The sequence below is a fragment of the Mycobacterium sp. HM-7 genome, assembly GCF_053852335.1.
This window is the reverse complement of record NZ_CM132657.1, coordinates 2,050,534-2,064,305: the sequence shown is the minus strand read 5'-3', so window position 1 is coordinate 2,064,305 and position 13,772 is coordinate 2,050,534. Positions and strand designations below refer to the sequence as shown.

Here is a 13,772-nt window from a genome sequence, read left to right as displayed (position 1 = left end):
CGCGCCACAACGGCAGAGAATCAGCAGTACACAAGCCGTTCGATCACCAGGAGCAACCGATGACCGACATCACCTATCGACTGGCGCAGAAGCGCAACATCGTCACCGCGCTGCCCGGTCCGCGATCGGCTGAAATGTCCGCGCGCCGGCAGGCCGCCGTGGCCGGTGGCGTCAGCTCCTCCAACCCCGTGTACGCGGCGGATGCCGACGGTGGCGTCATCGTCGACATCGACGGCAACTCGCTGATCGACCTGGGTTCGGGCATCGCCGTCACCAGCGTCGGCGCATCGCATGCCGGTGTCGCCGCGGCGGTGGCGCAGCAGGCCGCACGATTCACCCACACCTGCTTCATGATCACCCCGTACGAGGGCTACGTGGAACTCGCCGAGCGGCTCAACGCCATGACCCCCGGCGATCACGAGAAGCGCACCGCATTCTTCAACTCGGGCTCCGAAGCCGTCGAGAACGCCGTCAAGGTGGCACGTCTCGCCACCGGCCGGCAGGCCGTCGTCGCCTTCGACCACGCCTACCACGGCCGCACCAACATGACCATGGCGCTGACCGCCAAGGCCATGCCCTACAAGACGCAGTTCGGCCCGTTCGCACCCGAGATCTACCGGATGCCGGCGTCCTACCCGTACCGCGACGGCCTGACCGGCGAGGCCGCCGCCAAGGCCGCCATCAGCCGCATCGAGACCCAGATCGGCGCCGCTTCTCTCGCCGCGGTGATCATCGAGCCCGTGCAGGGCGAAGGCGGATTCATCGTGCCCGCGCCGGGATTCCTTGCCACCATTGTTGATTGGTGCAAGGCCAACGGCGTCGTCTTCATCGCCGACGAGGTGCAGACGGGCTTCGCCCGCACCGGGGCATGGTTCGCCTCCGAGCACGACGGCATCGTCCCCGACATCATCACCATGGCCAAGGGCATCGCCGGCGGTATGCCGCTGGCAGCCATCACCGGCCGCGCCGACCTGCTGGACGCGGTACACCCCGGCGGCCTGGGCGGCACCTACGGCGGCAACCCCGTCGCCTGCGCCGCGGCGCTCGCCACCCTCGACGCCATGGCCGAGATGGACCTGCCCGCCCGGGCCCGCGCCATCGAGGCCTCGGTGCTGCCGAAGTTGCAGGCTCTCAGCGACACCGGAGTCATCGGCGACGTCCGCGGCCGCGGGGGCATGCTGGCCATCGAGATCGTCAAACCGGGAACGAACGACCCGGATCCGGTATTCACGAAAGCCGTTGCGGCAGAGGCATTCAAGCGCGGTGTCATCATCCTGACCTGCGGCTCGTACGGCAACATCATCCGCCTGCTCCCGCCGCTGGTGATCAGCGACGAGCTGCTCGACGAGGGCATCGCAGTCCTGGGTGACGTCGTGCGCGAAATGGCGGCAGCCCGATGATCGACCGCACCACGCTGCTGGAGTCCATGCCCACCGAGCTGTGGCTCGGCGGTCTTCAGGTGCCGGCTTCGACGGGAGCGCGGTTCGCCGTGCACGACCCGGCCACGGACGCCGTGCTCGTGGAGGTTGCCGACGCCTCGCCCGCCGACGGCGCCCGCGCTCTCGATGAAGCGGTTGCCGTCCAGTCCTCGTGGGCCGCCACCCCGGCCCGCGAACGCGCCGAGATCCTGCGGCGCGCTTGGGAACTGGTCATGGAGCGCCGCGACGACTTCGCCCTGACCATGACCATGGAGATGGGAAAGCCCTTGGCCGAGAGCCAGGGTGAGGTGAACTACGGCGGCGAGTTCCTGCGCTGGTTCGCCGAAGAGGCGGTGCGGATCAACGGCCGTTACACGCAGTCGCCCACCGGCAACGGCCGCATCCTCGTGACCAAGCAGCCGGTCGGCCCCACTCTGGCGATCACACCGTGGAACTTCCCGCTGGCCATGGGCACGCGCAAGATCGGTCCGGCGCTGGCAGCCGGTTGCACCATGATCGTCAAGCCCGCGGCAGAGACCCCGCTGACCATGCTGCTGCTCGGTCAGGTGTTCGCCGACGCCGGCCTGCCCGCCGGTGTGCTGTCGATCCTCCCGACCACCGATGCCGCGGGCCTGACCGGACCTCTGCTGACCGACCCGCGCCTGCGCAAGCTGACCTTCACCGGTTCCACCGGGGTCGGCCGAAAGCTGTTGGCGCAGTCCGCAGAACGGGTACTACGCACCTCGATGGAACTCGGCGGCAACGCCCCGTTCGTGGTGTTCGACGACGCCGACCTGGACGCGGCGGTCGACGGCGCGATGGCGGCCAAGATGCGCAACATGGGCGAGGCCTGCACCGCCGCCAACCGCATCCACGTCGACAACGCGTTGCGTGCCGAGTTCACCGAAAAGCTCACCGCGCGGATGGCCGCGCTGAACACCGGCCCGGGCGACCAGGACGGGAGCCAGGTCGGTCCGCTGATCACCGCAAAGCAGCGGGCGACGGTCGACGAGCTGGTGCAGGACGCCGTCGGCAAGGGAGCCACGGTGGCCACGGGTGGCAAACCCGCCGCTGGCGAAGGCTTCTTCTACCCGCCCACCGTGCTCGCCGACGTGTCGACCGACGCCCGCCTCCTGCGTGAGGAGATCTTCGGTCCGGTCGCGGCGATCATCGGATTCGACGGTGAGCAGGCCGGCATCGACGCCGCCAACGACACCGAATACGGCCTGGCCGCCTACGTCTACACGCAGGGCCTGGACCGGGCACTGCGGGTCGCCGAGGCCGTCGAGGCCGGCATGGTGGGCGTCAACCGCGGCGTCATCTCCGACGTGGCCGCGCCCTTCGGTGGCATCAAGGAGTCCGGCATCGGCCGTGAAGCCGGCAGCGAGGGCATCGAGGAATACCTCGAGACCAAGTACATCGCCCTTCAGTAGCTGCGCTGCAACAACTTTCCGAATCTCCCTCCTCCACACACAGACCTCCAAGTACATAGACCGGAGTAGTCCTCCCATGCAGAGTTCCTCTGCCCGGGTGTCTTTCGACGCCGACGGGCAATACAGCCACGCCCAAATCCAGTGGCCCGGGCAGCCACCGCTGCTGGCCGACGTCTGCGCGATGTTCGAGCATTTCGGACTGCGCGTCGCCTCCTACCACCACTCGGAAAATGCCGGACACTGCTACGAGTTCGGCGACCTCTCGCTCTCCGACGCCACACGTGATCTGGTTGCGCAGGCCTGCGAGGCCAGCATCGCGGGCCGCTGGAGCGTCGACCGGTACGCGATGCTCATCGCGGCCGCCGGGGTCGATTGGCGCCGGGCGGTGCTGATCCGCGCCGCCTGCCGGTTTCTCCGGCAGACCGGGCTGAGTTTCTCCGAGGACTACATCGTCGAATCCCTCGTCGCCGCGCCCGAATTCGTCAACGCACTGCTGACCCTGTTCGACGCCCGGTTCAATCCGAACGCGACGGCGGACATCGAGTCGGCCGATCGCGAGGTCGCCGGCCTGGTGGCTGCCGCCACCTCACTCGACGACGACCGGATCCGGCGGGCGCTGCACGCGTTCGTCACCGCGACGTTGCGCACCAACTGGTTCCAGCTGGGCGCAGACGGCCTGCCCAAGAACTACGTGTCGTTCAAGATCGACTCGTCGCGACTGTCGATCACCGGACCCGTTGTCCCCTACCGCGAAATCTTCGTCCACTCCGACACCGTCGAGGGCGTGCATCTGCGCAGCGGCGCGATCGCCCGGGGCGGACTGCGCTGGTCGAATCGCGCCGAGGACTTCCGCACCGAGGTGCTGGGCCTGATGAAGACGCAGGCCGTGAAGAACGCCCCGATCGTGCCGACCGGCGCCAAGGGTGCGTTCGTCTTGCGTTCTGCCACTGTCGACCCCGCGGACGGCTACCGCACCTTCATCCGCGGTCTGCTCGACGTCACCGACAACATCGTCGACGGCTCTGTCGTCCACCCGGACCACACCGTGTGCCCGGACGGCGACGACGCCTACCTTGTCGTGGCCGCCGACAAGGGCACCGCAACCTTCTCCGATCTGGCCAATTCCATTGCCGCCGAGTACGACTTCTGGCTGGGCGACGCCTTCGCCTCGGGCGGATCGGCCGGATACGACCACAAGGCCATGGGCATCACCGCCCGCGGTGCGTGGCTGTCGGTGCGCCGGCACTTCGCCGAGGCCGGTCACGACATCGACGCCGACCCGTTCACCGTCGCCGGTATCGGCGACATGTCCGGTGACGTGTTCGGTAACGGAATGCTGTTGTCCCGCAACATCAAGCTGGTCGCCGCGTTCGACCACCGGCACATCTTCCTCGACCCGAATCCGGACCCCGGGGTGTCCTTCGTCGAGCGCGAGCGCCTCTTCGCGCTCCCCCGCTCGAGCTGGCAGGACTACGACCCGGCGCTGATCTCCGCCGGCGGCGGGGTGTGGCCGCGCACCGCCAAGTCGATCCCGCTGTCACAGCAGGCGAGGGCGAGCCTCGGCATCGAAGCCACCGCGTGCACGCCCGACGAGCTGATCAATTCCGTGCTGCGCGCACCGGTCGATCTGCTGTGGAACGGTGGCGTCGGCACATACGTCCGCGCCGACAACGAAACCGACGCGGACGCCCAGGACAAGGCGAACGACCGGGTACGCGTCACCGCGTCGCAGTTGCGCTGCAAGGTGATCGGCGAGGGCGGAAACCTCGGCCTGACGCAGCAGGCACGCATCGCGTTCGCGTTGAACGGAGGCCGGGTCAACGCCGACTTCATCGACAACGCCGCCGGGGTCGCGACCTCGGACCTCGAAGTCAACCTCAAGATCGCGCTGGACGCCGGCAACATCGCCACCGCTCAACGCAATACGCTGCTCGCCGGAGCCACCGACGACGTCGCCGCACGGGTACTGGCGGACAACGCCGACCAGATTCTCGCGATCAGCATGGCCGCCGCAGAGGCCGGCTCGCTGTTGGAGCGGCACGTGCGGCTCATCGGCAATCTGCGGGACCAAGCAGGCGTCGACCCCGACGTCGAGGGACTGCCGTCCAAGCAGGAACTGGACCGCCGTCGCCTCGTCGGGCTCGGGCTCACCCGTCCCGAAATCGCTGTACTGCTGGCGCAATCCAAAAACCTGGTGTCGCAGGAGCTGTTGGCCTCCGACGTGCCGGACCACGAGATGTTCGTCGGCCGCCTGGAGCAGTACTTCCCGGCCGGGATCGCCGAGCAGGCTCGGACCGAGATCGCGAACCACCCGCTGCGCCGCGAGATCGTCGCGACTTCGGTGGCCGGTGAGCTGATCAACCGCGTCGGCCCCGGCACCATCTACCGTATGCAGGAACGGCTTTCGGTGAGCACATCCGACGTGGCGATGGCCTACGCGACGGTGCGTGACATCCTCGATCTCGACACCCTGTGGTCCGAGGTGCTGACCGGGAAGACCGATGAGAGCGGGCGCATTCAGGCGCTGCTGGAGATCCGGGAGCTGCTCGAGCACCTGACATCGTGGGTGGTGCGCAACGGCGCGGGCAACCGCGACCGGGTGAGCGCCGCCGTCAGCCGCTTGATGGCGGTCAGCTCTTCTTGAGCTCCTCGGCCAACATCACGATGATGCCGCTGGGGCCGCGGACGTACGTCAGCTTGTAGATGTCCTCGTAGGTCGCCACGCCACGGAGCGGGTGGCACCCGTGGCGAGCGGCGATCTCGAGGGCCGCGTCGATGTCGTCGACCGAAAACGCGACGCGATGCATACCGATGACGTTGGGCAGAATCGGTTCCGACTCGATGGCCTCGGGATGGATGTACTCGAAAAGCTCGACGCGGCCATGGCCGTCGGGCGTCTCGAGCATCGCGACGTTCGCGTGGTTGCCATCGAGACCGACGGCCGTGTCGGTCCACTCGCCGCTCACCGTGGTGCGCCCGACAACGGTGAGGCCGAGGTCGGTGAAGAACGCGATAGTCGCGTCGAGATCGCGCACGGCAATGCCGACGTTCTCGAGTTTGATGGCCATGTCGTGGATGGTACCCAGCAGGGCCTCGGCCAAACCCGCCCGGCGGGCCGCCGTGAGCGCCCGCTATCCGTAGAGCTTGGCGACGATCGCGCCGAACTCGTCGTCTTCGATTACGGGTGTGGCTTCGATCTGGAGATACTCCTGCCATTCGGAGATGAGCTCGAACACCGGCTTGGCGTCAGCAGCCTCGATCACCGAGCAGCCGCTGCCGTTGAGACCGAACCACCGCCCGAGTTGGGTTGCGCCATCGGGCGGTTTTGCGCCCGTCTGCAGGAAGTGTTCGGCCGTCGTCCGCATCCGGGCCGGATCGATCGCATGCCATTGCACCAGGTATTTCATGAGAAGCCGCCTTCTGAAGTCACTTGTCGGGCAGTGCAGGTCGCGGCCGAGGAGCCGTCGCGACCTCCCGAACAATCAGCGGCGTCCATGGGGCGATGACTTCAATAAAGCACCACTCGAGTAGCCGGGCATCAGCCAAACAGCTGAGATCCCAAAAGGCTCAGATCACCGCGCCGACGGCTGGTGCTGTGTGATGCAGTGGATGCCGCCGCCGCGCTCGAACAGCGGCCGGGCATCAATGCTGACCACCCGGCGGCCGGGGTACTGCTCGGCCAGGATCGCCGCCGCGTCGGCGTCGCGCGGATCCCCGAATGCGCACGCGATGACGCCGCCGTTGACCACGAGGTGGTTGATGTAGCTGTAGTCGACGTAGCCCTCGGCGTCGGTCAGCAGATCCGGTGCCGGGAGTTCGACGATCTCCCACGGCCGGCCCGTGGCGTCGCAGGTCTCGGCGAGGGCCGCGCGAATCTCCTTGCACACCAGGTGGTCCGGATGCGCGTCGGAGCGCTGCGCATGCAGCAGTAGACGCCCCGGTGAGGTGATGGCCGCGACAATGTCGACGTGTCCACGGGTGCCGAAGCGCTCCGAGTCACGCGTCAGACCGCGCGGCAACCACACGGCATGAGTGGCTCCGATGGCACGGACCAGCTCGGCCTCGATATCAGCCTTGGTGGCACCGGGGTTGCGGCCCGGGTCCAGCTGGACGGTTTCGGTGACCAGCACCGTGCCCTGCCCGTCGACCTGGATGCCGCCGCCTTCGTTTACCAGCGACGAGCTGACCAACGGAACACCGGCCCAATCGGCGACTGCCGCAGCGATTTTCGCATCGTGATCCCAGCGCGCCCAGTCCTGGCCACCCCAACCGTTGAACACCCAGTCCACCGCAGCCACCGAACCGTCGCCGGCGTGCACGAAGGTCGGGCCGATGTCACGCATCCAGGCGTCGTTCAGCGGAGCCTCGATGATGTCGACCTCGGTGGACAGGTAGCGCCGCGCGACAGCCATCTCAGCGGGGTCCACCACCACGGTCACGGGTTCGAACTCCAGCACCGCGTGTGCCACCGCCGACCACGTCGAGCGGGCCTCGTGGTGTTCGGTCTCGTTGTCCCCCAACGAATAGCCCTCGGACGGAAACGCCATCCACACCCGGTCCTGCGGCGCGCTCTCGGCGGGCATCACATAGTTCGTCATTTCACCACCGCGGTGGCCGCGTGGCCGGCACCGTAGGGTCGCTGCGCGTCAACGGGCGCGGTCAGCGCGCCATAGCTCTCCGGCCGCCGAGTGAGCAGGAACGGGAACAGCTCCAGCCAGTCGCGGCGCTGGTCGAGGTCCAGATCGGCGACCAGCACCGCCTCCTCGTCGCGCGGGGCCTGCACCAGCACCCGCCCGTACGGGTCGGAGATGAACGACGAGCCGTAGAAGGTCACGGCGCCCTCATCGCCAATTCGATTGGGCACCACCATGAACAGGCCACTGTTGATGCCGTTGGCGACGATGACCTGCTGCCACAGCGGTTGGGTGTCGAAGGCCGGAAAGACCGGTTCGGAGCCGATGGCCGTCGGGTAGATGACGATCTCGGCGCCGCCGAGCGAGTAGTTGCGGGCCACCTCGGGGAACCATTCGTCCCAGCACGTCGGCATGCCCAGCTTGGCGCCGAGGCCGTCCGGCTCGTAGACGGGATACGGGTTGCCCTCGGCCGGGCCCGCACGAAAGTAGGTGTCTTCGTAGTAACCCGCGGAGATCGGGATGTGCATCTTGCGGGTCCGGCCCGCCAGCTCGCCCGACGGAGCCACCAGGATCGCCGTGTTGAAGCCCAAACCGTCTGCAGCCGGTGACTTTTCGTAGAGAGAAGCGTGGACGAAGACGTCGTTGGCCCGGGCCGCTTCGGCGGCCAGCGCGAACGTGGGACCTTCCAGGAGGTCTTCGGCGGTGTCGCCCGGATTCGGGCCGGCCGGGGTGTCGGCGGGGTACCGCAACAGCGTGATCTCCGGCAGGCAGACCAGCGCGGCGCCCTCTCCCGCCGCCCGGTCGATGCCGTCGCGCAGCACCTTGGCGAGTTCGTCGGCGTCGGAACGCCAGCGGTGCTGCACCAGACCGACCCGGACCGGCGGTCGCGTCGACTCGGTGCTGCGGGACAGCGACTCGGGTGCGGTGGCGGTCAGGGTGATCATCAGCTGTACTCCTAAAACGAATGCAATTCGTTTTATTGTGACCCCACTTACCCCTGTTTGTAAAGAGGTAGTAGACATATGCCATGGGCCGCCCCTCCAAACCGCTGCTTTCGACCGACCGCATCGCCGGCGCAGCAATGGATTTGGTCAACAGGACCGGTGGCTTCACCGTCCCGGAACTGGCTCGGGCCCTGAAGGTCAGCCCGTCATCGCTGTACAACCACGTCGCCGGGCGCGAACAGATCGTCGAACTGCTGCGCGAACGGGCGATGTCCGACGTCGCGCTGCCCGCCGACGACCCGCAGCGCCCGTGGACCGACGTCGTCGCCGACATCATGCGGTCCTACCGCCAGAGCTACGCCCGCTACCCGCGACTCATCCCCCTGTTGACCGCGCATGCGGTGAACAGCGACCACGCCCTCACCATGTACAACGTGCTGGCGGTCGCGTTCAGCCGGGCCGGATTCGACCCCGCGGACACCCTGCGCGCCATCACGCTGATCGATTCGTTCGTCCTGGGCTCGGCCCTCGACGTCGCCGCACCCGACGAACCCTGGCAGGCCGGCTCCGAGGTCGCGCCGGCGTTCGCGGCCGCACTGGCGACGGGCAGCAGCAAGCCCGAGCGCGCCGACGACGCCTTCGAGTTCGGCCTCACGGTGCTACTGCGCGGACTGGCGACGGTGCCGTCGGCCAGGTAATTACTCGGCGGCGTCGTCTAAGGGCTTGTCGCCGCCCTCGCCCTTGGCCTTGTCGGCCTTGTCGTCGGACTCGTCGTCCTTCGCTTCGGCCTCGGCCTTCGGCAGGACGGCGTCCAGCGCCGCACCGGTGATCCGGCGGAATGCCCGACGGGGTTTGTTGGCGTCGAGAATCGCGACCTCGAGCGTGGCCGCCCCCAGCACCCGGTCGCCGGCGCCGGCATGCAGCGCGTCGACGGCGATCTTCGCCGCGTCGGCCAGGCTCGCATTCTCCTCATAGGAGTCGTTGAGCGCGGCGATGATCGGCTCGGTGGTGCCACCCATGACGACGAAATGCGGCTCGTCGGCGATGGACCCGTCGTAGGTGATCCGGTACAGCTCAGGGGCTTTCGTCTCGCCGTAGTGCGCGACCTCGGCGACGCACAGCTCCACCTCGTAGGGCTTGGCCTGCTCGGTGAAGATGGTGCCGAGCGTCTGGGCGTAGACGTTGGCCAACTGACGGCCGGTGACGTCGCGCCGGTCGTAGGCGTAGCCACGGGTGTCGGCGAACTGGATGCCGCCGCGACGCAGGTTGTCGAACTCGTTGAACCGGCCGACCGCGGCGAAGCCCACCCGGTCGTACAGCTCGCTGACCTTCTGCAGCGACCGCGACGGGTTCTCCGCGACGAACAGCACGCCGCCCTCGTAGGCCAGCACGACCACGCTACGGCCCCGCGAAATGCCTTTGCGCGCAAGCTCGGAACGTTCCCGCATCGCCTGTTCGGGCGAGATGAAATACGGAAAGCTCATCAGGCATTACCTCTCGCGCGCGTCCGGTTGGCGATGACTTCCCGGGCCAGCGCGGCGATCCGCTCGTCGGTCACCTCTTCGGCGCCCTCGGCACCGATCAGCACCGCGGTCGGATAGATACCACGGGTCAGATCGGGTCCGCCGGTGGCCGAATCGTCGTCGGCCGCGTCGTACAGCGACTCGATGGCGACCTTCAGCGCCGAATCGGCATCGGTCACATGCGAATACAGCTTCTTGATCGACGACTTGGCGAACAGCGAACCCGAGCCCACCGACTGGTAGCCCTCTTCCTCGATGTTCCAGCCGCCGGCGGCGTCGAACGAGACGATGCGACCGGCGTTGCCGGGGTCGGAGTCGTCCAGGTCATAACCCACCAGCAGCGGCAGCGCGACGAAGCCCTGCATCGCCGCGGCGAGGTTGCCGCGCACCATGATGGCCAGCCGGTTGACCTTGCCGCGGAACGTCAGCGGCACCCCTTCGAGCTTCTCGTAGTGCTCCAGCTCGACGGCGTACAGCCGCGCGAACTCCACCGCGATGGCCGCGGTGCCGGCGATACCGGTCGCGGTGTAGTCGTCGGCGATGTGCACCTTCTGCACGTCACGGCTGGCGATCATGTTGCCCTGGGTGGCCCGGCGGTCGCCCGCGATCAGCACACCACCGGGGTACTTGATCGCGACGATCGTCGTGCCATGGGGCAGGTCCGCACCAGATCGAGGATCACCCGCTGAACCCCAATTGCTCCTCACATCCGCGGCCGGCAGCAAGTGGGGCGCCTGCCGGCTCAGAAAGTCCGAAAACGAGGACAGGTTCAGGTGGGGTGAGGTGACATCCAGTCGATCAGAGAAAGGCTCGAACGCAGGGGTCACTGGCCGCCCTTTTGGACATACGCGCGCACGAAGTCCTCAGCGTTCTCTTCCAGCACGTCATCGATCTCATCGAGCAGATCATCAGTGTCCTCGGCGAGCTTCTCGCGACGTTCCTGACCTGCGGCAGACGGGCCCGAGACGTCGTCGTCCTCGCCGCCGCCGCCACCGCGCTTGGTCTGTTCCTGAGCCATCGCCGCCTCCTGATTGCTCGATATCTAACTTCACACTACCGGTCCGCGCCCGGGTTCCCCGGGAACACAAGCGTTTACGTCGTGAGCTGTTCCACCAACTCGACGGCGCTGTCCACTGAATCCAGCAACGCACCGACGTGTGCCTTGCTTCCACGAAGCGGTTCCAGCGTCGGAATCCGCACCAGCGACTCGCCGCCGAGGTCGAAGATCACCGAGTCCCAGCTGGCCGCGGCGATGTCCGCGCCGAACCGGCGCAGGCACTCGCCACGGAAGTAGGCGCGCGTATCGGTGGGCGGATTCTCCACCGCATCCAGCACCTGCTGCTCGGTGACCAGCCGCTTCATCGAGCCACGCGCGACCAGGCGGTTGTACAGCCCCTTGTCCAGCCGCACGTCGGAGTACTGCAGGTCCACCAGGTGCAGGCGCGGGGCGTTCCAGCCCAGGTTCTCCCGCTGCCGGAAGCCCTCCAGCAGGCGCAGCTTGGCCGGCCAGTCCAGGATTTCGGCGCATTCCATCGGATCGCGCTCCAGCAGATCCAGCACGTGCGCCCAGGTCTCGAGGACGTGGTCGGCGCGCGGATCGGGGTCGCGCCGCTCCTGCAGCTTGGCCACCCGGTCGAGGTAGATGCGTTGCAGGGCAAGGGCGGTCAGCTCGCGGCCGTCGGCCAGGGCCACGGTCGCACGCAGCGACGGGTCGCGGCTGATCACGTGCACCGCGTGCACCGGGCGGGCCAGCGCCAGATCGGACAGGTCGATGCCCTCGGCCGGCCCGAACTCGATCAGGTCGAGCACCAGCGACGTGGTGCCCACCTTGAGGTACGTCGACGTCTCCGCCAGGTTGGCGTCACCGATGATGACGTGCAGCCGGCGGTACTTGTCGGCGTCGGCATGCGGCTCGTCGCGGGTGTTGATGATGCCGCGCTTGAGCGTCGTCTCGAGCCCGACCTCGACCTCGATGTAGTCGGCGCGCTGAGTCAGCTGGAAGCCCGGCTCGTCCCCCGACTGCCCGATGCCGACGCGGCCGGAACCCGTCACGACCTGACGGGACACGAAGAACGGCGTCAACCCGGCGATCACCGAGTTGAACGGCGTCTGCCGGCTCATCAGGTAGTTCTCGTGCGTGCCGTACGACGCGCCCTTGCCATCGACGTTGTTCTTGTACAGCTGCAGCCTGGCCGCGCCCGGGACGCTCGCCACGTACCGCGCAGCGGCCTCCATGACGCGTTCGCCGGCCTTGTCCCAGATGACCGCGTCCATCGGGTCCGTGACCTCGGGAGCGGAGTACTCCGGGTGCGCGTGGTCGACGTACAGCCGGGCACCGTTGGTGAGGATCATGTTGGCCGCGCCGATCTCGTCGGCGTCGACGATCGGCGCCGGCCCGGTGGAGCGGCTCAGGTCGAAGCCACGGGCGTCGCGCAGCGGGGACTCGACCTCGTAGTCCCACCGGGTGCGCTTGGCCCGCTGGATACCGCTGGCCGCCGCGTACGCCAGCACCGCCTGGGTGGACGTGAGGATCGGGTTCGCGGTCGGATCTGACGGCGAGGAAATGCCGTATTCGACCTCTGTTCCGATGATCCGTTGCATGCCGCACAGCCTAGACGGGTGTCATGTTGCACGATTGGGCCCATGACCACATCTGCGGCCGACCGGGTCGCCGCCGAGACCTGGTTTCTGCGCCGGGGGCTGCCCGCGGTGCTACGCCCGGGAGCGCTCGTGCGACGGCTGTGGCAACGCTCGGCGCCGGCGCTGGCCGCGTTCGCGGTGTTCATGGCGAACTCGATCCTCGTCACCGCCGTCACCGGCAAACACACCATCAACATCGAGGGCCAACCCACCCGGACCGAGTGGTTCGTCCTGGCGCTGCTCCTGCTGGTGGCGCCGGTGGCCGCGCTGGCCGGCTGGCTGGTGTCGCGCGTCTCGTCGTGGCGCACCCGCGCGGCCGCGGCCGCCGTATCGGTGGCGGTGTGCGCCGTCGGCGCGGTGCTCGGTGGTCCTGGTCCCAAAGTCGGCGGCAACTTGATCTACGTCGGCGTGATCATCGCCGTCATCCTGGTCTGCACCGCGACCGGCATCGGGTCGATCCTGGGCTGGGCCCTGGACACCACGGCGCACAACCTGACGCTGGTGGGCACCCTGTTCGTGCGCGCCCTGCCGATCATGCTGTTGACAGTGCTGGTGTTCTTCAACACCTACGTCTGGCTGATGGCGGCCATCGTCAGTCGAGCCCGGCTGTGGTCCGCACTGTGCTTCCTGGCACTGATCGCCGTGGCGTTCGTCATCGCGACCACTATCGACCGGGTCCGGCCGATCCTGACCGCATCGGCGCCCGAGGCACCCGAGACCCAGAACGCCGTGTTGGCCGACACGCCGTTCGCGCACCTGCCCGCGCCCGACCACCGAATCCCGTTGTCCCGCATCGAACGTGTCAACGTGGTGTTCGTCCTTGCCATGTCGCAAGTACTGCAGTTGCTGATCGTCGCCCTGGTGACCGCATTCATCTTCTTGGTGCTCGGCCTGATCCTGATCAGCCCGCAACTCCTGGCGGAGTGGACGCGCAAAAACGGGTCACTCGACGGCACCATCTTCGGCATGACGCTGCCGATTCCGGAAGCGCTGATCCAGACGACGCTCTTCCTGGGCGCCCTGACCTTCATGTACATCACCGCGCGCACCACGACCGATGCCGAGTACCGCGCCGAGTTCGTCGACCCACAGATCGACAGCCTGCGTCGCCGGCTCGACGCGCGGGACCGCTACCTCGCCGACCGCAAACGAATGTGAGGACCGTGCGGACAATTCCGGA

General features: G+C 67.7%; 13 protein-coding genes. 5 read left to right on the top strand and 8 right to left on the bottom strand.

From position 1 onward, the window contains the following. Positions 1-59: 59 nt before the first annotated feature. From gabT to ACWW1C_RS09900, 3 genes are all read left to right on the top strand, one after another. Positions 60-1,400, top strand: coding sequence for a 4-aminobutyrate--2-oxoglutarate transaminase (gene gabT, locus ACWW1C_RS09910; protein ID WP_455983270.1), 1,341 nt, complete (start codon positions 60-62; stop codon positions 1,398-1,400). Then, positions 1,397-2,851, top strand: coding sequence for an NAD-dependent succinate-semialdehyde dehydrogenase (locus ACWW1C_RS09905; RefSeq protein WP_455983269.1), 1,455 nt, complete (start codon positions 1,397-1,399; stop codon positions 2,849-2,851). The genes gabT and ACWW1C_RS09905 overlap by 4 nt, the downstream gene beginning before the upstream one ends. A 76-nt stretch (positions 2,852-2,927) precedes the next feature. Continuing rightward, positions 2,928-5,495, top strand: a complete 2,568-nt coding sequence (locus tag ACWW1C_RS09900; RefSeq protein WP_455983268.1) for an NAD-glutamate dehydrogenase domain-containing protein — start codon at positions 2,928-2,930, stop codon at positions 5,493-5,495. Here ACWW1C_RS09900 and ACWW1C_RS09895 read toward each other — a convergent pair. The 4 genes from ACWW1C_RS09895 to ACWW1C_RS09880 form a co-directional block, all read right to left on the bottom strand. Then, the gene (locus ACWW1C_RS09895; RefSeq protein WP_455983267.1) at positions 5,482-5,919 is read right to left on the bottom strand and encodes a VOC family protein; all 438 of its coding nucleotides are present in this window, start codon (positions 5,917-5,919) and stop codon (positions 5,482-5,484) included. The genes ACWW1C_RS09900 and ACWW1C_RS09895 overlap by 14 nt on opposite strands. A gap of 63 nt (positions 5,920-5,982) precedes the next feature. Next, positions 5,983-6,258: a DUF3303 domain-containing protein gene (locus ACWW1C_RS09890; protein ID WP_455983266.1), complete on the bottom strand. Its 276-nt coding sequence runs from the start codon at positions 6,256-6,258 to the stop codon at positions 5,983-5,985. A gap of 165 nt (positions 6,259-6,423) precedes the next feature. After that, positions 6,424-7,449, bottom strand: a complete 1,026-nt coding sequence (locus ACWW1C_RS09885) for an agmatine deiminase family protein (RefSeq protein WP_455983265.1) — start codon at positions 7,447-7,449, stop codon at positions 6,424-6,426. After that, positions 7,446-8,429 (bottom strand): nitrilase-related carbon-nitrogen hydrolase, encoded by a 984-nt coding sequence (locus ACWW1C_RS09880; RefSeq protein ID WP_455983264.1) that lies wholly within the window; start codon positions 8,427-8,429, stop codon positions 7,446-7,448. The genes ACWW1C_RS09885 and ACWW1C_RS09880 overlap by 4 nt, the downstream gene beginning before the upstream one ends. An 83-nt stretch (positions 8,430-8,512) precedes the next feature. On the opposite strand from ACWW1C_RS09880, the gene ACWW1C_RS09875 reads away from it, so the two are divergent. Beyond that, positions 8,513-9,127, top strand: coding sequence for a TetR/AcrR family transcriptional regulator (locus ACWW1C_RS09875; protein ID WP_455983263.1), 615 nt, complete (start codon positions 8,513-8,515; stop codon positions 9,125-9,127). Here ACWW1C_RS09875 and prcA read toward each other — a convergent pair whose 3' ends face one another. The 4 genes from prcA to dop all read right to left on the bottom strand — a co-directional run bounded on the left by prcA (position 9,128) and on the right by dop (position 12,553). Continuing rightward, a complete protein-coding gene (prcA, locus tag ACWW1C_RS09870) occupies positions 9,128-9,913 on the bottom strand; it encodes a proteasome subunit alpha (protein ID WP_455983262.1) in 786 nt (261 codons plus the stop codon). Beyond that, complete coding sequence (prcB, locus tag ACWW1C_RS09865) at positions 9,913-10,779, bottom strand: proteasome subunit beta (protein WP_455983261.1); 867 nt, start codon at positions 10,777-10,779, stop codon at positions 9,913-9,915. The genes prcA and prcB overlap by 1 nt, the downstream gene beginning before the upstream one ends. Continuing rightward, positions 10,776-10,970 carry a ubiquitin-like protein Pup gene (locus ACWW1C_RS09860; protein ID WP_061001614.1) on the bottom strand — a complete coding sequence of 65 codons (195 nt, stop codon included), beginning with the start codon at positions 10,968-10,970 and terminating at the stop codon, positions 10,776-10,778. The genes prcB and ACWW1C_RS09860 overlap by 4 nt, the downstream gene beginning before the upstream one ends. A gap of 74 nt (positions 10,971-11,044) precedes the next feature. Beyond that, positions 11,045-12,553, bottom strand: a complete 1,509-nt coding sequence (dop, locus tag ACWW1C_RS09855; protein ID WP_455983260.1) for a depupylase/deamidase Dop — start codon at positions 12,551-12,553, stop codon at positions 11,045-11,047. Between the two features lie 42 nt (positions 12,554-12,595). On the opposite strand from dop, the gene ACWW1C_RS09850 reads away from it, so the two are divergent. Then, positions 12,596-13,750, top strand: a complete 1,155-nt coding sequence (locus tag ACWW1C_RS09850) for a hypothetical protein (RefSeq protein ID WP_455983259.1) — start codon at positions 12,596-12,598, stop codon at positions 13,748-13,750. Positions 13,751-13,772: the final 22 nt, after the last annotated feature.

Excerpts from the sequence above, each read along its gene's own strand:
- ACWW1C_RS09875 (WP_455983263.1), top strand. The coding sequence starts at position 8,513 with ATGGGCCGCCCCTCCAAACCGCTGCTTTCGACCGACCGCATCGCCGGC.
- ACWW1C_RS09880 (WP_455983264.1), bottom strand. The coding sequence starts at position 8,429 with ATGATCACCCTGACCGCCACCGCACCCGAGTCGCTGTCCCGCAGCACC.
- ACWW1C_RS09905 (WP_455983269.1), top strand. The coding sequence starts at position 1,397 with ATGATCGACCGCACCACGCTGCTGGAGTCCATGCCCACCGAGCTGTGG.
- gabT (WP_455983270.1), top strand. The coding sequence starts at position 60 with ATGACCGACATCACCTATCGACTGGCGCAGAAGCGCAACATCGTCACC.
- ACWW1C_RS09850 (WP_455983259.1), top strand. The coding sequence starts at position 12,596 with ATGACCACATCTGCGGCCGACCGGGTCGCCGCCGAGACCTGGTTTCTG.
- prcA (WP_455983262.1), bottom strand. The coding sequence starts at position 9,913 with ATGAGCTTTCCGTATTTCATCTCGCCCGAACAGGCGATGCGGGAACGT.
- dop (WP_455983260.1), bottom strand. The coding sequence starts at position 12,553 with ATGCAACGGATCATCGGAACAGAGGTCGAATACGGCATTTCCTCGCCG.
- ACWW1C_RS09890 (WP_455983266.1), bottom strand. The coding sequence starts at position 6,258 with ATGAAATACCTGGTGCAATGGCATGCGATCGATCCGGCCCGGATGCGG.
- ACWW1C_RS09885 (WP_455983265.1), bottom strand. The coding sequence starts at position 7,449 with ATGACGAACTATGTGATGCCCGCCGAGAGCGCGCCGCAGGACCGGGTG.
- ACWW1C_RS09860 (WP_061001614.1), bottom strand. The coding sequence starts at position 10,970 with ATGGCTCAGGAACAGACCAAGCGCGGTGGCGGCGGCGGCGAGGACGAC.
- ACWW1C_RS09900 (WP_455983268.1), top strand. The coding sequence starts at position 2,928 with ATGCAGAGTTCCTCTGCCCGGGTGTCTTTCGACGCCGACGGGCAATAC.
- ACWW1C_RS09895 (WP_455983267.1), bottom strand. The coding sequence starts at position 5,919 with ATGGCCATCAAACTCGAGAACGTCGGCATTGCCGTGCGCGATCTCGAC.